We start from the raw sequence: 17,723 nt of genomic DNA on the forward strand, positions 1-17,723 counted from the left end.
CGGATGGTGGCATCCGCTTCGCCGCACCCTCGGGTGATTCCGGCCGCGTCGCATCGGTGACAGGGTCGCGGGCATGCGGGAAACCTGAGATCTCGGGCGTAATCTGCTGGAGGTTCCGATTCGAGCGCGATCCTTACCGCGATCCCTACGAGGAGGCGAATGATGGCACCGGCCCTGCGGGGATATTTCACCGTCGACGAGGTGCGAGCGGCCGAAGCTGAACTGTTCGAGCGGGTCGCCGCGGGGGTGCCGATGCGCCGCGCCGCGTACGGATTGGCGAATGTGGTTGCGGCCGAACTGCGGGAACGAACCGGAGGCGTCACCGGGCGGTCCGTGACACTGCTCGTCGGGTCGGGAGACAACGGCGGCGATGCGCTCTGGGCGGGCGCCGCGCTGCGCCGGCGCGGGGCGGCGGTGACGGCCGTGCTGTTGTCGCCCGAGCGAGCGCACACGGAAGGGCTCGCGGCCCTGCGCCGGGCGGGCGGCCGGATTCGTGCGGCCGGCGCTGGATCGGTCCCCGAACTGCTCGGCACGCCGGACCTGGTGGTCGACGGCATCATCGGAATCTCCGGCCGGGGTGCGCTGCGACCGCGGGCCGCCGAGTTGGTAGCGGCGGTCGAGGCGCCGATCGTCGCCGCCGACCTGCCGAGCGGTGTCGATCCGAATACCGGTGCGGTGGACGGCCCGGCGGTGCGGGCCGCGGTGACGGTGACATTCGGTTCGTACAAACCGGTGCATGCGCTGGCCGCGCCGTGGTGTGGGCGAATTCAGTTGGTCCCCATCGGTTTACGGCTGCCCGAGCCGCAGCTGGCCGCGTTGGATCCGGTGTCGATCGGTCGCGACTGGCCGGTGCCCGGACCGCACGACGACAAATACACGCAGGGTGTGACCGGCATCCACGCCGGCAGTGATACCTATCCTGGTGCCGCGGTGTTGTGTACCGGCGCGGCGGTGGCCGCCACCTCGGGCATGGTCCGCTACGCCGGAACCGCGGCCGCGCAGGTTCTCGCGCATCTCCCGGAAGTCATCGCGGCCGAGAGTATTCCTGAAACGGGGCGGGTGCAGTCCTGGGTGTTCGGGCCGGGGGCGGGCACCGACGACGCGGCGCGCGAGCGCCTGGCGGAAGTCCTGGCCACCGATCTGCCCGTGGTGGTCGACGCCGACGGGTTGACCCTGCTGGCCGCCACGCCGGAGCTGGCCACCGGTCGCGGCGCGCCGACCGTATTGACCCCGCACGCAGGCGAATTCGCGCGTCTGACCGGCCGTGAACCCGGCCCCGACCGGGTGGCGGCGGTGCGCGAACTCGCCGAGAAGTGGCAGGTCACAGTCCTGTTGAAGGGGCGGTCCACGTTGGTTGCCACCCCTGGCGAGCCGACGCTGGTCAACGAGGCGGGCGGTTCCTGGGCGGCGACCGCGGGCGCCGGGGACGTACTGTCCGGAGTCATCGGCGCCCTGCTGGCTGCGGGAAGGGACCCGGGGTGGGCGGCGGCCGCCGCCGCGCGTGTCCACGCCCTCGCCGCCAATCTGGCCGCCCATGCGGAGAGTGATGCGGCAGCGCCCATTTCGGCTACTCCGCTGTTGCATCGCCTACGAGACGCAGTGCGGATTCTGCGCAGTCTCGCCGATGCCGCGGACGGACTGCCGGCCGATCCGTTCTGACCGCGCAATCCGCGCCACGCGGTGGAAATCCGGTGGACGGGTGCAGGGCCGAAGCGCCGGTTCACACCGCCGGCAGCTCCGGCCCTCCCGGTTCGTTCCCGGTCAGTCGCCCTGGGCGGCCAGCGTGACCGACTCCCATTCGCGCCAGGTCGACAGTCGCGACTCGTAATCGGCGGTCGCGATCTGCAGCGGGGCGGTACCCAGGAACAGCCGCAAGGGCGGTTTGTCGGCGTCGACCACGGCCAGGATCGCCGCCCGCGTGGCCGTCGGCTCGCCGGGCTGCGAGGCCGAACGGGTCCGGTTGCGCGCCGCCCGCACGTCGTCGTAGGCGGGGTTCTCCGTGCTGTGTACCGACGACGGGCCGGCCCAGTCGGTGCTGAACCCGCCCGGCTCGATCAATGTGACGTGGATGCCGAAACCGGCGACCTCCTGCGCCAGCGACTGCGAGAGCCCCTCGAGCGCCCACTTCGACGCGTGATAGGCGCCGAGATTAGCGAAGGCGCTGATGCCGCCGATGCTCGACACCTGGATGATGTGCCCGCTGCCCTGCTCGCGCAGAATCGGCAGCGCCGCCTGGGTGACCCACAGCGCCCCGAAGACATTGGTCTCGAGCTGAGCGCGGATCTCGCCCTCGGTGAGTTCTTCGATCATGCCGAAATGGCCGTAACCGGCGTTGTTGACCACGACGTCCAGGCGGCCGAACCGCCGGGCGGCCTCGGCGACCGCCGCGAAATCGCCCGCGCGGTCGGTGACGTCCAACTGCAGCGGCAGGAAGGTGTCGGGGTAGGCGGCGACGATGTCGTCGAGTGTCTCCAGCTTGCGCGCGGTTCCGGCGACCCGATCGCCGCGCTCGAGGGCCGCCAGAGCCCATTCGCGGCCGAATCCGCGCGAGACGCCGGTGATGAACCAAACCTTGCTCATGAAACCCCTCTGGTGGATGGTGGTGGCGGGCGGCGAATGCCCGCGTGAACCACGCTAGTCAGCTGGAGTGCACTCCAAGCAAGGGTTGATTTCGGCTCGATCCGATGTCACCCGGGCGCGCCGGGTGGGCGCGGCGCGTCGCGTGGCAGGATCGGTAGCCGTGAGTAGCGCTGATCCGCAGGTGGAGACCGTCGTCGATCTGGATGCCATCGCACACAATGTGCGGATAGTGCGCGAGCACGCAGGCGATGCCGCGGTGATGGTGGTGGTGAAGGCCGACGCCTACAACCACGGGGCGGTGCAGGTCGGCCGGGCGGCGCTGGCCGCGGGCGCGGCCGAACTCGGTGTGACCACCATCCCCGAGGCGTTGGAGTTGCGCGCGGCCGGTATCACCGCGCCCATCCTCAGCTGGCTCAACACCTCCGATGGGGATTACGCCGGCGCGATCGCCGCCGATATCGAGATCGGAGTCTCCTCGACCGCCCATCTGCGGGCGGTGGAGCGCGCGGCGCGGGCGAGCGGAACCACAGCGACCGTCACGCTGAAGCTCGATACCGGCCTGAACCGCAACGGCGTGTCCACCGCGGAGTATCCGCACGTGCTGACCCTACTGCAGGAGCTGGTCGCCGAGCGGGTGGTGCATCTGCGGGCGATGTTCTCCCACCTCGCCCACGCCGACCAGCCGCAGCATCCGATCATCGACGTGCAGCGGGACAGATTCGTCGAGGCCATCGCCCTCGCCAAGGATTACGGGCTGCAGCCCGAGCTGGTGCACCTGGCCAACTCCGCGGCGACCCTCACCCGGCCCGATCTGGCGTTCGACATGGTGCGGCCCGGTATCGCCGTCTACGGCCTGAGTCCGATTCCGGAGATCTCCGACTTCGGCCTGCATCCGGCCATGACCTTCCGAGCCCGGGTCGCCCTGGTCAAACGGGTGGCGCAGGGCGAGGGCGTGTCCTACGGACACGAGTGGATCGCGCCGCACGACACCACGGTGGCGCTGATTCCGGCCGGCTACGCCGACGGCGTGCCGCGCGGCCTGGGCGGTCGGATCGCGGTGCGGATCGGGGATGCGGAGTATCCGAATATCGGCCGGGTGTGTATGGATCAGCTGGTCGTGGACCTGGGTGAGAACCGGCAGGGAGTGCAGGAGGGGGATCGCGCGGTGCTGTTCGGCGGGGCCCCGGGCGATCCGCGCGCACAGCGGTGGGCGGAACTGATGAACACCATCGATTACGAGATCGTGTGTTCCCCGCGCGGCCGTGTCGTGCGAGGCTATACCGGACAGGCAGGGATGGTGTGATGGAACCCGAACGGGCACATCAGTTTCGGAGCGCGCGGGGGTTACGGTCCACACTGCTGCGTGGCGGGGTGGCGTCGGCGAGTGTGCTGGGCGCGCTGGCCGGTGCGCAGGCCCTGCGGCGAATGGGCGCCGCGGTCGCCTGGCCGGCTCGCGGTGACGATTTGCGCGACGAGGATTTCACGCTGCTGGACCGCGATCCCGCGCGCCGGGTGGTGGCCGACGACGGCGTACCGCTGGCCACGCGCGTCGTCGGCGCCGAGAACCCTGCTGCCACCGTCGTTTTCGTGCACGGATTCTGTAACAGCATGCACTCGTTCCATTTTCAGCGCCGCGATCTGGCGCGGCAGTGGGGCCCGCAGGTCCGCATGGTGTTCTTCGATCTGCGCGGGCACGGCAGTTCCGGCATACCGAGCAGTGCGAGTTGCACGGTCGCACAGCTGGGACGCGACCTGCTGCGGGTGATCGAGGATTGTGCCCCCGACGGGCCGCTGGTGCTCGTGGGGCATTCCATGGGTGGAATGGCGATTCTCGCGGCGGCCGCCCGGGATCCGCAATTGTTCGAGCGCCGCGTGCTGGCCTCTGCACTGCTGTCCACCACCGCGGCCGGGGTGACCCGCGCCGGTGCTGCACAGCTGTTGCGCAGTCCGGCGATCGACGGGTTCCGAGTGCTCGTCCACACCTCCCCGGCGCTGGTGCAGGCGGGACGGGTCACGGCACGTCACCTGATCACTCCGGTGCTGCACGTCAGTTCGTTCCATGGCGACGTCAGTCCCACACTGTCGCGATTCACCACCTCGATGATCGATCGCACACCGGTCGAGACCATCGTGAAATTTCTCGAAGCCCTGCAGGCGCACGACGAATCGGCAGCGCTGCCGGTGCTCGCGCCGCGGCCGGCATTGGTCGTCGGCGGCGACCACGACCTGATCATCCCGTTCCGCAATTCGCGCGAACTCGCCGCCCGGCTGCCGGACGCCGATCTGATCCGGGTCACCGACGCCGCGCATATGGTGCATCTGCAGTATCCCGAGCTGATCAACGCCGCGCTGGAACGATTGCTGTTGCGCACGGGCGTATTCGGTGGCGCGTCCGTCGAATGCGGTGTGGGCCGGGAGGCGAGCAATGGCTGAGCACCGCGAGCAAGCCCCGGAAGAACAGGGCGAGACCGAGAGCCGGGAACTGCCCACGGTCGCCGATACCGAGGCACTGGGCCGGGAGCTGGCCGCCGAGCTGCGCCCCGGCGATCTGGTGGTGCTCGACGGCCCGCTGGGCGCGGGGAAGACCGCACTGACCCGGGGGATCGCGGCCGGGCTCGGGGTCGAGGGACGGGTCAGCTCGCCGACCTTCATCATCGCGCGGCAGCATCGCGCGGGCGCGGCGCCGGGATCGATCCCGCTGGTGCATGTCGACGCCTACCGGCTGGGCGGTGATCTCGACGAGCTGGAAGCCCTGGATCTCGATGCCGATCTGCACGAATCGGTTGTGGTGGTCGAATGGGGCCTCGGCGTCGTCGAACATCTCGCGGACCGTCATCTGCGGGTGCGGTTGCATCGGGAAGCGGAATCGGAGACTCGCACCGCCACCTGGGAGTGGGTCGGTCGGTACTGATCGGTTGTGATGCTCGCCACCGATGCGCCTCGGGCGAATACGCGGCACCGCGGAATCCGGCCCGGCCGCCTGGCCCGGATCGCAGATCACCGCATCGGCACCCGGCAGTTGTTGCGGCACTTGGTCGTTGACGAGCGCCACGCGGCCGCCTCGTCACGACGTGCGCGCATCCGGCCGGCAGCGGTTTGCCCCGCGGTTGCGACATGCGGATACGCCGACGGCGCTGATGGCATACAGGAGGTGACCAACCGGTATCGTTGAGGCAATCATGCTTGTACTTGCTGTCGACACCGCGACGCCTGCCGTTACAGCAGGACTGGTGGATTTGGAGCAGGCCGCCACACAGCCGCTGGTCCGCACTCTCGCCTCCCGGGTAACCGTGGACGCGCGCGCCCACAACGAGGTGCTCACCCCGCAGATTCTGGCCTGCCTCGCCGAGGCCGACCGAACGCGCACCGATATCGGGGCGGTCGTGGTGGGTATCGGCCCCGGCCCGTTCACCGGCCTGCGGGTGGGGATGGCGACCGCCGCCGCCTTCGGCGACGCCCTGGGCCTGCCGGTGCACGGCGTCTGCAGTCTCGACGCCATCGCCGCGGAGGCATGGCCCGAGGTGCCGGCCGGGCAGGACGAGAGTTCCGGTGCCGAATTGCTCGTAGTGACCGACGCCCGCCGCCGCGAGGTGTACTGGGCGCGGTATCGCCGCAGCGGCCGCGTCGACGGTCCCGGCGTGTGCAAACCGGTCGATCTGGATTCCGGGGATGCGACCGCGATCGCCGGATCACCCTCGCACGTGGACTTTTTCGATCTTCCGGTGCTGCCGGCGGAGACCCCGTCGCCGGCGGGGCTGGTGCGGTGTGCCGCCCACGACATCCTCGCGCGCGCGACGCCGCAGCCGCTGGTCCCGCTGTATCTGCGCCGTCCCGATGCGGTCGAACGCAGCTATCAGGCGGTGCGATGAGTACCGAATCCTCGCCGTTGGTCCATATCGAACCGATGGGCCCGGCCGATATCGCGCGCTGCGTCGAATTGGAACTGCTGCTGTTCCCGGAGGACGACCCCTGGCAGGACGTGGCCTTCCGCTCGGAGCTGGCCGGTTCGCACAATCGCTATCTGGTGGCGCGTGACGACGCGGGGCGCATGCTCGGGTACGCGGGCATCGCACTGCTGGGTACGCTCGAGCATCCCGAGGCCGAGATCCACACCATCGGTGTCGATCCGGACGTGCACCGCGGTGGAGTCGGGACCGCCCTGTTGCGCGCGTTGCTGGCCGAGGCCGGGCGGCGCGGTGGGCCGGTCTTCCTCGAGGTGCGGACCGACAACGCCCCGGCCATCGCGCTCTACGAGAAGCACGGCTTCCACATCATCGGCTTGCGCAAGAGCTACTACCAGCCCAGCGGCGCCGACGCCTTCACCATGCGCCGCCCGGCGATGACCGGATTCCCGCACCCGGGCGCCGAGCGCGCCCACGATTCCGAGGTCCTGTCATGATCGTCCTAGGTGTCGAAAGTTCCTGTGACGAAACCGGTGTCGGCATCGTGCGCCGCCATCCTGACGGCACCTGTGAACTACTCGCCGACGAGGTCGCCTCCAGCGTCGATCAGCACGCGCGGTTCGGTGGCGTGGTTCCCGAGATCGCCTCACGCGCCCATCTCGAGGCCATCGTGCCCGCCATGCGGCGTGCGCTGTCGACGGCGGGCATCGCCAAGCCGGATGCGCTGGCAGTCACCATCGGACCGGGACTGGCCGGTGCGCTGCTGGTGGGAGTGGCGGCCGCGAAAGCCTATGCGGCGGCCTGGGATATCCCCCTGTACGCGTTGAACCACCTCGGCGGGCACGTCGCCGTCGACACGCTCGAACACGGTCCGATGCCGCCGTGCGTGGCCCTGCTGGTCTCCGGCGGGCACACCCATCTGCTGCGCGTGACCGATCTGGCCGAGCCGATCGTCGAACTCGGCAGCACCGTCGACGATGCCGCCGGCGAGGCATTCGACAAGGTGGCCCGGCTGTTGGACCTCGGCTTCCCGGGCGGTCCGGCGCTCGATGCCGCCGCGGTCCACGGTGATCCGGCGGCGATCGCATTCCCGCGCGGGATGACCGGGCCACGTGATCCGCGGTACGACTTCTCCTTCTCCGGTCTCAAGACCGCCGTCGCCCGCTACGTCGAGGCGGCCCAGCGCAACGAAACCGAACTGCCGATCCCCGATATCGCGGCCTCGTTCCAGGAGGCGGTGGCCGACGTGCTGACCATGAAGGCCGTACGCGCGGCGCGCGATGTCGGCGTGGACACGCTCGTGCTCGGTGGCGGCGCGACCGCCAACTCCCGGATCCGGTCGATGGCCGAAGAGCGGTGTGTGGCCGCCGGTCTGACCCTGCGGGTGCCGAAGCCGCGCTTGTGTACCGACAACGGCGTGATGATCGCCACCCTGGGCGCCCACGTGATCGCGGGCGGCGCCGAACCGTCTCCGTTGACGGTCGCGACCGATCCGGGTCTTTCGGTGTCCACCAGCCAGATTCACTGAGGCCGTTCCGAAAAGGATTCCGCCGATTCAGTCCTGGGGCTGCACGGTGGTCGTGCTGGGCGCTGCCGACGGCCCCGAGGGGGTGGATTCGCCCGGCTCGACCGGCTGGGCCGTGTCCGGATCCGCGGACCCGGAACTCGAGTGCGACGGCACCGGAATTCGGGTGCTGCCCGGCTTGGTCGGCGCCGCTCCCCGGGCGGGACCGGTCGGTGTGCTCGTATCGGGCGTAACCGGTTGCGGCGTGGTGGTTCCCAGCAGCGGGCCGAGCAGATGCGGCAGGTTGGGCAGCGGGATCTGTGGCAGATTCGGATCCGGCCGTAGGGCCGGCGCGCTGGTCGTCGGCGTGACCGGCGGCACCTGATCGGCATGGGTGGTCGGCAGCGAGCTACCCGGCGACGTGCCGGGTGCCGAACTGCCCGGCTGGGTGGGACTCGCCGGCGGATGCTCGGTCCGGCTCTGCCCGGTGCGGTCCGTCGATGTACCCGTGGGCATCGGGGGCGACGCGGGTGGGGTCAGCTGAGTACCGGTCGTGCCTGCCGGGGTCACATCCTGGTGGGCGGTCGGCACAAGCTCCTTGACGCCGTAGCCGACCACGAGACCGACCACCACTACCGCACCGACAAGGGTACCGATCAATTTGGTGAAGGTTCCGGCCGACCCGTCGCTTCCGAGCGCGATCGGGGAGAAGGCCGAGGGCTGGGCCGAATCGGCCACCAGCGCGGCACCTTTCGCGGTCACCGCCTCCGGCTCCGGAACCGAGACGACCGGAATGTCGAGCAGTGCATCGAGTCCCTCGATCAGCGAGGCGATATTGGCGCCGCCGCCGATGATCGCCACCGCCTCGGGGGATTTCGGCGCTCGTGCGAAGACCGCGCGGGCGTAGTCGGCCGCATCGTGCAGCAAATCGGCGATCAGTTCACCGAAATCGGCGCGCGTCAACTTCAGCGGCTGCCCGGCGACGTGATCGATGGTCACCGTCGGCGCGATGGACAGATGCTCCTTGGCGGCCCGGCTGCGGTTGATCAGCATGGTCCGATTGGGCCGGGTGCCCCTGCGGGCAAAATGGCAGTCCAGCAGATGCTGGTAGATCAGCTCGTCCACCGCGGCGCCACTGATCGTCTCGGTGCGCTCCGAACGCAGCACGGTGTCGTCGGCCAGATCGGCCACGGTGATCGTCGTACCGGAGGCGCCGAGGTCGATCACGGCCACCGTCTCGTAGCGGTCGAGGAGGCCGGTATCGCGCAAATAGGTGAGTGCCGCAATACTTTCGGGGATGAGCTGCACATCCCGGCGCTGCCTCCCGATCGCGGCGCGAATCGCCATCGCCTGTTCACGATCGCGGTAGGCGACCGCGATGGCCCCGGCCGGGACGGGCTGGGTCTGCGGCGCCGAGGCGCCGGGCGTGTGCGTGCCGACCCGGTGCAGGTAGTCGCGGGGTATCCGCGTGGTCATCAGCTCGATCGACGAGGCGACCAGATCACCCGGATCGGAATGTGCCACATCCGCCGACACGACGCGGTAATCGAAGCTCTGGGCACCGTTGGGCGCGGTGGTGACGACGGCCGAGCAGACGACCTCGTTCCCGGCGGAGATACCGAGGGATGTTCGCATGTTCACCTCCCTTCTCGAGCTGGTCGAGCGGACGGCCTTGGTGGAACCGACCATCTCGAACGGACATCACGGGCATCCGCTGTGCGGCGAATACTCCGCGCGCGGATCGGGGCGGGTCTTCCTCCGTCGGGGGCGGTCCGGTGAGGCGCCATTCCGTCAGGCTGTCGGTCCCATCAGGTGCGATCCGTTTCAGGGTCGGGACCGGCCGTCGATCACGTGCGGTCTTGTTCTCGTCTCAGGTGTGCGCGAGGTCGTCGCGCGAGTGGGTGAAGCAGTGGTACTCAACGGATCGCGTGACGGCTACGTCCTGTGGACGCGACGTAACGACACAACTGTCGTACGACATGACCGATCACGGAACCGTCTTACATACTGTCACAATCCGTTATCCGAACGTTACAGATTTTTCGGATCAATTGCCACGCCCTCGGGTGTGTCGCGATGTCAGCACTGCCCGCCCTTGAGCGCTGGCACTCTCATGTATAGAGTGCTAGTCGGCACTGGTTGTGCTCAGGTGCCAGCTCGACTTTGGGCAAGGGTCCCGGCACCCGCGACGACGGGGCTGTGCGCAGGGTCGGCACGGCGGTAGTGGTAAGGCTCCACGAACGCCGCATCAACACCGTGACCAAACCGTGAGTCCGGGGAACAGCCCCGGACGACCGAATCCCCTGAAAGTGGAGGGCTCAACGTGGCGAGCGTGAACATCAAGCCGCTCGAGGACAAGATCCTCGTCCAGGCCAACGAGGCCGAGACGACGACCGCCTCCGGCCTGGTCATCCCCGACACGGCGAAGGAGAAGCCCCAGGAGGGCACCGTCGTCGCCGTAGGACCCGGCCGGTGGGACGAGGACGGCGAGAAGCGCATTCCGCTGGATGTCAAGGAAGGCGACGTCGTCATCTACAGCAAGTACGGCGGCACCGAGATCAAGTACAACGGCGAGGAGTACCTGATCCTGTCGGCGCGCGACCTGCTGGCCGTCGTCGACAAGTGATGACCGACCGATGACCCACGCGGCCGTCGCGATCCGGATCGCACCGTAACGATCACTGCCCCGGTGTCCCACGCATGGGCGCCGGGGCAGTGATCGTCGTGGCCCTGGATCGTCGTGGTCGCTGCTTCCGGCCGCGGGTCGTCGCAGGCCCGTCCACTACTCCGACCCCAAGGACATCTCAACCATGGCAAAGCAGATCGAGTTCGACGAGAAGGCTCGTCGGGCAATGGAACGCGGCGTCGACAAGCTGGCCGACGCCGTCAAGGTCACCCTCGGCCCGCGCGGCCGGCACGTGGTGCTGGCCAAGGCGTTCGGCGGCCCCACCGTCACCAACGACGGCGTCACCATCGCGCGCGACATCGACCTCGAGGATCCGTTCGAGAACCTCGGCGCGCAGCTGGTCAAAAGCGTCGCCACCAAGACCAACGACGTCGCCGGCGACGGCACCACCACCGCCACCGTGCTGGCCCAGGCCCTCATCAAGGGCGGTCTCAAGAACCTCGCCGCCGGCGCCAACCCGATCGGCCTCGGCGCCGGCATGAGCAAGGCCGCCGACGCCGTGTCGGAGGCGCTGCTGGCCGCCGCGAAGCCGGTCTCCGGCGAGAAGGCCATCGCCCAGGTCGCCACCGTCTCCTCGCGCGACGAGGAAATCGGCGAGATGGTCGGCAAGGCGCTGACCACCGTCGGCAAGGACGGCGTCGTCACCGTCGAGGAATCCTCTACGGTCAGCACCGACCTGGAGATCACCGAGGGCGTGCAGTTCGACAAGGGCTACCTGTCGGGCTACTTCGTCACCGACCCCGACAAGCAGGAAGCCGTCCTCGAGGACGTCCAGGTGCTGCTGCACCGGGAGAAGATCAGCTCGCTGCCCGACTTCCTGCCGCTGCTCGAGAAGATCGCCGAATCCGGCAAGCCGGTGCTGATCATCGCCGAGGACATCGAGGGCGAGGCGTTGTCGACCTTGGTCGTCAACTCCATCCGCAAGACCCTCAAGGTCGTCGCGGTCAAGGCGCCCTTCTTCGGTGACCGTCGCAAGGCGTTCCTCGACGACCTGGCCGTTGTCACCGGTGGCACCGTGATCAACCCCGACCTGGGCATCAGCCTGCGCGAGGCCGGTCTGGACCTGCTCGGCCACGCCCGCCGCGTGGTCGTCACCAAGGACGAGACCACCATCGTCGACGGCGCCGGCACCCAGGAGGCCATCGACGCTCGCGTCGCGCAGCTGCGCGGCGAGATCGAGGCCACCGACTCCGACTGGGACCGCGAGAAGCTGGAGGAGCGGCTGGCCAAGCTGTCCGGCGGCGTCGCGGTCATCAAGGTCGGTGCGGCCACCGAAACCGCGCTCAAGGAGCGCAAGTACCGGGTCGAGGACGCGGTCAGCGCGGCCAAGGCCGCGGTCGAGGAGGGCATCGTCTCCGGTGGTGGTACCGCGCTGGTGCACGCAGCGACCAAACTGGTCGAACTGCGCGACTCGCTGACCGGGGACCAGGCCATCGGCGTCGAGGTCGTGCGGCAGGCGCTGCGGGCGCCGCTGTACTGGATCGCCACCAACGCCGGTGTCGACGGCGCGGTCGTGGTCAGCAAGGTCAGCGAGGGCAAGGACGGCTTCAACGCCGCCACCCTGACCTACGGCGATCTGATCACCGACGGCGTCATCGACCCGGTCAAGGTCACCCGCTCCGCGGTCCTCAACGCCACCTCCGTGGCGCGCATGGTGCTCACCACCGAGAGCGCCGTGGTCGACAAGCCGGCCGAGGAAGCGGCCGACGACCACCACGGCCACGCGCACTGAAATCGAAGCGGGCGGCGGGGCTGTGTCGGATTCGCGGCTCCGCCGCGGTGGCCCCCTACTAGGGCCCGTCGACCCGTTGGGGTTGGGTGGACCGAAGTCTCGGTGACGGGTGCCTGTCTCACAGCAACGGCCCGTTCACGTTCGAAACGTGAACGGGCCGTTGGCGTTTTCGTGATGAGACCGCGAGTGGATACCCGCTGGGGCGGTGCGACGTCGCGGCTCACGTTGAGGCTGGAGCTCAGTTGAGAGAGGTGGGACCGGCTTCCTCACCGTTGCGGTGAGCGGGGGGACGAATGTGTCGTGCGGCGGTGGCGTGATCGTCGGCGATCGCGGTCAGGAGCCGGGTGCGGAGGGTGGCGGGTGGCTGGACGGCCGACGCCGAGGCTAACAGGGCAAGAGCTTCTCTGGTCAGTTGCACTTCCGTGTCGAAGTCCGCGCGCAGTACCGGATCGCCGGAGTCCCACAGCTCCCGCGCCGCGCGCTGGTCCTCGTCGCCGATCGATCCGAGCGCGACCGTATGCGCGAGATCGATCTGGCTCTCGTTCATCTCACGTCACTCCCAAACTCTTTTTCAGTCGTGTCAATCCGTCCCGGATCCGGGACTTGACGGTCGGTAACCCTATGCCGAGGTAGGTAGCCACCTCGGCATACGTCCGGCCGCCGAAATACGCCAGCGAGATGGCCTCGCGCTGGGTTTCGGTGAGGGTGGCGAGGCTCTCGCGTACGGCCTGTTGTTCGAGTCGGCGGCCGACTTCCTCGGTGACCTCGTCGAATTCGTTGCCGAGGGTCGCGGCGCCGTAGGTGACCTCACGCTGGGCGTGCGCCTGTTCGGCCCGGACGCGGTCGACGGCACGCCGATGCGCGAGCGTCATCAGCCAGGTCACCGCCGAACCCTTGGCCGGGTCGAAATTGGCTGCGGTGCGCCAGATCTGGAGGTAGACCTCCTGAGTCGTCTCCTCCGCGTAACCGGAATCGTGGAGGACACGCAGCACCAGTCCGAATACCCGGGCGCACGTGCGGTCGTACAGCTCGGCGAATGCCTGCTGATCGGACCGGCCGCAGCGCTCCAGAAGTGCCGCCAGCTCGATACTTTCGCTTGCGCGTGCCGTGATCGCAGAGTCCACACTCGGTGTGGCCACTCGACCGTCCCCGATGGATCCTTGGAACGAGTCGTCCTCTGCGGCCGGCGGCCGCGTTGTCACAACGCTCCATTCTGTGTCATCGGCCACTACCGTAGCGCGCCGCTATGACCTCCTTTCGGGTGGGGTGCGTCGGCAACGCACCTGTGGCCCAGCGGATTTCGCGCAAAAGACGACACGCCGAGGAGTGTATGGAGACACGCCGTGACACGCCGATGACTTTCACGAAACGCTGAGGCTTGGGTGCGGCTGTTGGTCAACATGCGGCAGGCGAATCGGCGGTGGCCGAGAACCTGCGCCTGTACCGGTGTCGCCGGCCACGTTCAGTGGCCGGGTGTTTGCTAGGTATTCGGCGCCCCAGCTGGTTCGGATCGGTCGGGTGCGACCGAATTTCGCGAGCGCCGGTCAGACGGCCATGCGGCGGCGGTTGCGCCGGGCGTGGAGCTCGCGTTCGGTCTCCGACATGCCACCCCAGATGCCGTACGGCTCGCTGACCTTCAGGGCGTGGCTGCGGCACTGCATGAGCACCGGGCAGGTCCGGCAGATCTCCTTGGCGCGCAACTCCCGCTGGGTGCGCGCGCGTCCGCGCTCGCCGTCGGGATGGAAGAAGACGGAGGAGTCCACACCGCGGCACGAGCCGCGCATCTGCCAATCCCAGATGTCGGCGTTGGGACCGGGAAGGTGGGTGGGCATGGGCATGGTGAACTCCTCATGGTGCGAGCTCGTCGGCGTTGTCGAGCGGTGCTTGTCAGCAGCGGTCTGTCCGGACCCTGGGCGGGGGCGACAGTGACCTCGCCGAGATCGGGCTCGGACCGTATCGCCGATCTCCGGCGATCGCAGTACGCGGTCGCCGCAATTTCGCGCGGCGCCGACGACGGCGATGAAGTACGTTAGGTCGCGCAGTGAAATCACGTCAATAGATACGTCGACAGTGATCGCAATTCCGACAGATCTCAGATTTAACCTGCATACTGTTTACTTTCCGGGCCGGGAAAGCGATACTGACCGGTTGACTTGTTTCGCTCGTATTGCGACGCGTCCGTAGATTCTCGCGTTTTCCCAGTTCAAGCGGTGTTTAGCGGAAGAAAAGATCTGTTGCGCTTGCCAACGCTGAGGAGTGTGATATGTGATGTGGCACACTGGGCTCGCGCGTGCGGAAGAAGTCCGGATGGCCGCGTCGGGGCGGGCAGGTTAATAATCCGAAAAGCGTGCGAATTTCCCTTCGGTGCGCCGGCGGTTAGCTCGTTGCAGATTTACCTGATGGAAACACGGCGCCCTCGATTTTCGCTGAGAAATAGCCCGCATGCGGTGCGGGGCGCGTGCCGCCTCCGGATAAGGTGCGCTGGTGTTGGATTTGTCCCCGCGAGTCGACGGGTTGCTGGACTCCGGGCCCGCCGCGGTACTGGCCGACGCGGCGTTCGGCGGCCGCCCCGGCATCGCGCTCGCGGATCTGCCCGTCGCCGCCGATCCCGCCGGAACCTGGTTGCGGGCAATCGTCCTCGGTGGTCGAGGGTGGTACGCGGCCGCCCGCACCGAATTGCTCCGGGCCGCCCGCCTGACCAGGGATCCTGCACTCGGCTCGCTCGTGGCCTCCACCGAGGCGTCGCTGCTTCGTCAGCTCGGTTGGCACGCACGCGCCGCGATCCAGGACGGACGGGCAGCGGCGCTGGTGGCGAACCTGCCGGTGGCGAGTGCGGCCGATCCCATGCGCGCCGCGGCGGTCTGCGACGCGCTGACCGGATTGGCCGCGGACGCGCTCGGTACCGGGCAGCCGCAAGTGTCCGCGCGGTTGCTTCGGCGCTGTCGCGGCGAACTGGATCGAGCGCCCGTGGACCTGCGGACGCTGGTGCGCTGGCACTGGGTCAGCGCCGAAACCGCCCTTGCCGCACCCGGTATGGGACTGGTCGCCGAGCCTGCGTCGACGCACGCCGAGGCGGCGGTGGCCGCGGCCGAGCGGATGGGATCGGTTCGGCATCAAGTGAAGTCGCGGCTACTGCAGGCCGCCGCGGCCGCGGGCGACGGTGACATCGATCGCAGCCGCGCCGTTGCCGAGCTGGTCGATTCCCTCTGCGCCGCACACGGATTGCTGCCGCTGCGCTGGGCCGCCGCGATGTTGCGGTCGGGGGTGTGCGAGCCGGCCGAGGCCCGCCGCGCGGCGGCCGAAGCCGGTGTGTACGCGCGGGTTCTGGCTGGTCGGGGCGGTCGGCTGCGGGTCGGGCCGGAAATCGGGTGAGCAGCGATCCCCCATGTTGTCCGACTCACATAGCTGAGCCGCTATTGTTGGTTCCGTTCCACCGATCGGTGGAAGCACCGGTCGAAATCCGGCCGTGCCACTTGTAACGCCAGGAATATCTCTGACGATGACGCACTCGGGCGAGGAGTTGGACGCCGCCGTAGCTGCTGCAGCTCGAGGCGACCGTTCGGCTTTAGCCCAGGTACTGGAAATCATCCGCCCGCTGGTAGTTCGCTATTGCCGGGCGCGGATCGGTTCCGCGGAGCGTGGGCAGCTCTCCGCGGACGACGTGGCGCAGGAGGTCTGTTTGGCTGTGATGACCGCCCTGCCGCGTTACCAGGACCAGGGGCGGCCGTTCATGGCTTTCGTGTACGGAATCGCCTCGCACAAGGTCGCCGACGCACATCGCAACGCCGCCCGTAACAAGGCGGACGCGATGGCCGAAGTACCAGATGTCATATCCACCGACCAGGGGCCGGAGCAGCGCGCTCTCGAATCCGAAACGAGCCGGCAGATGAACAGTCTGCTGGCCACGCTACCGGAGAAGCATCGAGAGATCCTGATCCTGCGTTTGGTCATGGGTTTGTCAGCAGAAGAAACTGCTGTCGCCGTGGGCAGTACGGCGGGAGCTATACGAGTGGCTCAGCATCGGGCGCTCGCGAAACTCAAGTCACAAGTGGCGAGGGCAGGTGAAATGTATGGCTAGGGATGGCGAGCGCGGTCGGGGCGACTGGAAGGCGCGGCTTGGATCGCCGAACAGCGGTCCCTATGCCGAGGCATCCGGGGAGTCCGGTGACTCCGGGCCGGTGGATATCGCAGCGGTCCGACGCGACGATGCGCTGATCGACGCCATCGCGGGCGACGGTCCCGTAGCGACCGACAGTGCTGAGGAGTATCAACTCGCGAGCCTGCTCGCGAATTGGCGAGCCGATATCGTCGACACTCCGATGCCGGCCGGTCCCGATCTGGACGCCGTGGTAGCGGCCGTCAACCAGGAGATCGGAGCGCGGGAGGCGAGGGTCAACGCCCATCGCCGCGGCAGATTGCGATTGGTACGTCCGCTGATGGGCGCCGCGGCCGCGGTCGCGGTGATCGCGGGCGGGACGACGGCCTTCTCCTACGGCGCGCAGCCGGGTGACCCGTTGTGGCGGGTGAAGGAGGTCGTGTTCAGCCAGCAGGCGCAGACCACGATCGCCCAGCGCGCCGACGACGATATGACCAAGGCGCAGACGCTGATCGATCAGGGACACCCCGAACAGGCCAAGGCACTGTTGGAGAGCGCTTCCACCAACACGACGCAGGTTGACGACAATTCGCGCAAGCAGGATCTGCAGGTGCGCTGGCAGCATCTGCTGGATCAGCTGAAGACCACCGCACCCGAGGTGGCCGCCGCACTGGAGTCGCTGGAGCCGAAGGCGAATACGACGCCGACCACCCCGACAGTGGTCGCGCCGACGACGCCGGGACAGTCTGCCAATCCAGGGCAGCGCGAGAGCACCGGCTCCAAGCCGAGCACCCCGGGCCCGGAGATCATGCGCAGCCAGACCGCGCCGGAAACCGGTGCGAGCGGTTCCGGGCCGGGAACGCCGGGCACCGAGCCGGGTAGTGGATCCAAGCCGCCGACGCAGCAACAGCAACCGCCGACGACTGCCGAGCCGCCGACGAACCAGCCGCCGACTCAGCAGCAGCCGCCGACCAACGAGCAGCCGCCCACGCACGAACAGCCGCCGACGAACCAGCCCACCGCCAATCCGCCGACCACCATCGGCGGAGGGGCGGTGGTCCCGCCGGCGCAGCCGCAGCAGACCGTGGCCCCGGTCCATCCGTCGGTGCCCTCGGCGCCGACGGTGGTCGTGCCGCCGGCCGGTGGAGGATTGCACACCGGCATCAACTAGAACGACATATCCGATACGAGAACCGATCGCCGATCCTGGCGGTCGGATTCGT

At 68.5% G+C, this 17,723-nt stretch carries 17 protein-coding genes; 12 read left to right on the top strand and 5 right to left on the bottom strand.

The window, feature by feature from the left end:
• Positions 1-159 precede the first annotated feature (159 nt).
• On the top strand, positions 160-1,659 hold the full coding sequence (locus C5E41_RS24790; RefSeq protein ID WP_258081235.1) for an NAD(P)H-hydrate dehydratase: 1,500 nt from the start codon (positions 160-162) through the stop codon (positions 1,657-1,659).
• A 102-nt stretch (positions 1,660-1,761) separates the two neighbouring features.
• On the opposite strand, the gene C5E41_RS24795 is transcribed toward C5E41_RS24790, so the two are convergent.
• Complete coding sequence (locus C5E41_RS24795) at positions 1,762-2,580, bottom strand: SDR family oxidoreductase (RefSeq protein ID WP_104378158.1); 819 nt, start codon at positions 2,578-2,580, stop codon at positions 1,762-1,764.
• 160 nt (positions 2,581-2,740) lie between these two features.
• On the opposite strand from C5E41_RS24795, the gene alr reads away from it, so the two are divergent.
• The 6 genes from alr to tsaD all read left to right on the top strand — a co-directional run bounded on the left by alr (position 2,741) and on the right by tsaD (position 8,010).
• The gene (gene alr, locus C5E41_RS24800) at positions 2,741-3,883 is read left to right on the top strand and encodes an alanine racemase (protein ID WP_258081236.1); all 1,143 of its coding nucleotides are present in this window, start codon (positions 2,741-2,743) and stop codon (positions 3,881-3,883) included.
• Positions 3,883-5,013, top strand: coding sequence for an alpha/beta fold hydrolase (locus C5E41_RS24805; protein ID WP_104378160.1), 1,131 nt, complete (start codon positions 3,883-3,885; stop codon positions 5,011-5,013). The genes alr and C5E41_RS24805 overlap by 1 nt, the downstream gene beginning before the upstream one ends.
• The gene (gene tsaE, locus C5E41_RS24810) at positions 5,006-5,491 is read left to right on the top strand and encodes a tRNA (adenosine(37)-N6)-threonylcarbamoyltransferase complex ATPase subunit type 1 TsaE (protein ID WP_104378161.1); all 486 of its coding nucleotides are present in this window, start codon (positions 5,006-5,008) and stop codon (positions 5,489-5,491) included. The genes C5E41_RS24805 and tsaE overlap by 8 nt, the downstream gene beginning before the upstream one ends.
• Before the next feature lie 268 nt (positions 5,492-5,759).
• On the top strand, positions 5,760-6,449 hold the full coding sequence (gene tsaB / locus C5E41_RS24815) for a tRNA (adenosine(37)-N6)-threonylcarbamoyltransferase complex dimerization subunit type 1 TsaB (protein ID WP_104378162.1): 690 nt from the start codon (positions 5,760-5,762) through the stop codon (positions 6,447-6,449).
• Positions 6,446-6,979 (top strand): ribosomal protein S18-alanine N-acetyltransferase, encoded by a 534-nt coding sequence (rimI, locus tag C5E41_RS24820; RefSeq protein ID WP_104378163.1) that lies wholly within the window; start codon positions 6,446-6,448, stop codon positions 6,977-6,979. Before tsaB ends, rimI begins: the two co-directional genes overlap by 4 nt.
• Positions 6,976-8,010, top strand: a complete 1,035-nt coding sequence (tsaD, locus tag C5E41_RS24825; RefSeq protein WP_104378164.1) for a tRNA (adenosine(37)-N6)-threonylcarbamoyltransferase complex transferase subunit TsaD — start codon at positions 6,976-6,978, stop codon at positions 8,008-8,010. The genes rimI and tsaD overlap by 4 nt, the downstream gene beginning before the upstream one ends.
• A 27-nt stretch (positions 8,011-8,037) precedes the next feature.
• On the opposite strand, the gene C5E41_RS24830 is transcribed toward tsaD, so the two are convergent.
• A complete protein-coding gene (locus C5E41_RS24830; RefSeq protein WP_146097672.1) occupies positions 8,038-9,621 on the bottom strand; it encodes an Hsp70 family protein in 1,584 nt (527 codons plus the stop codon).
• 688 nt (positions 9,622-10,309) lie between these two features.
• On the opposite strand from C5E41_RS24830, the gene groES reads away from it, so the two are divergent.
• Both groES and groL read left to right on the top strand, forming a co-directional pair.
• Entirely contained in the window at positions 10,310-10,612 is a 303-nt protein-coding gene (groES, locus tag C5E41_RS24835) for a co-chaperone GroES (RefSeq protein WP_030513506.1), read from the top strand.
• A gap of 184 nt (positions 10,613-10,796) precedes the next feature.
• Positions 10,797-12,404 carry a chaperonin GroEL gene (gene groL / locus C5E41_RS24840; protein WP_104378165.1) on the top strand — a complete coding sequence of 536 codons (1,608 nt, stop codon included), beginning with the start codon at positions 10,797-10,799 and terminating at the stop codon, positions 12,402-12,404.
• Between the two features lie 238 nt (positions 12,405-12,642).
• On the opposite strand, the gene C5E41_RS24845 is transcribed toward groL, so the two are convergent.
• The 3 genes from C5E41_RS24845 to C5E41_RS24855 form a co-directional block, all read right to left on the bottom strand.
• Positions 12,643-12,951: an RskA family anti-sigma factor gene (locus C5E41_RS24845; RefSeq protein ID WP_258081237.1), complete on the bottom strand. Its 309-nt coding sequence runs from the start codon at positions 12,949-12,951 to the stop codon at positions 12,643-12,645.
• A gap of 1 nt (position 12,952) precedes the next feature.
• Positions 12,953-13,528 (bottom strand): sigma-70 family RNA polymerase sigma factor, encoded by a 576-nt coding sequence (locus C5E41_RS24850; protein WP_104378166.1) that lies wholly within the window; start codon positions 13,526-13,528, stop codon positions 12,953-12,955.
• A 420-nt stretch (positions 13,529-13,948) separates the two neighbouring features.
• Positions 13,949-14,242, bottom strand: a complete 294-nt coding sequence (locus C5E41_RS24855) for a WhiB family transcriptional regulator (RefSeq protein ID WP_030513510.1) — start codon at positions 14,240-14,242, stop codon at positions 13,949-13,951.
• 646 nt (positions 14,243-14,888) lie between these two features.
• On the opposite strand from C5E41_RS24855, the gene C5E41_RS24860 reads away from it, so the two are divergent.
• From C5E41_RS24860 to C5E41_RS24870, 3 genes are all read left to right on the top strand, one after another.
• On the top strand, positions 14,889-15,776 hold the full coding sequence (locus C5E41_RS24860) for a hypothetical protein (RefSeq protein WP_104378167.1): 888 nt from the start codon (positions 14,889-14,891) through the stop codon (positions 15,774-15,776).
• A 127-nt stretch (positions 15,777-15,903) separates the two neighbouring features.
• A complete protein-coding gene (locus C5E41_RS24865; protein WP_104378168.1) occupies positions 15,904-16,482 on the top strand; it encodes a sigma-70 family RNA polymerase sigma factor in 579 nt (192 codons plus the stop codon).
• The gene (locus C5E41_RS24870) at positions 16,475-17,671 is read left to right on the top strand and encodes an anti-sigma-D factor RsdA (RefSeq protein ID WP_104378169.1); all 1,197 of its coding nucleotides are present in this window, start codon (positions 16,475-16,477) and stop codon (positions 17,669-17,671) included. Before C5E41_RS24865 ends, C5E41_RS24870 begins: the two co-directional genes overlap by 8 nt.
• The last annotated feature ends 52 nt before the right edge of the window (positions 17,672-17,723 follow it).

The sequence above is a fragment of the Nocardia nova genome, assembly GCF_002933465.1.
Lineage (GTDB): Bacteria > Actinomycetota > Actinomycetes > Mycobacteriales > Mycobacteriaceae > Nocardia > Nocardia nova_B.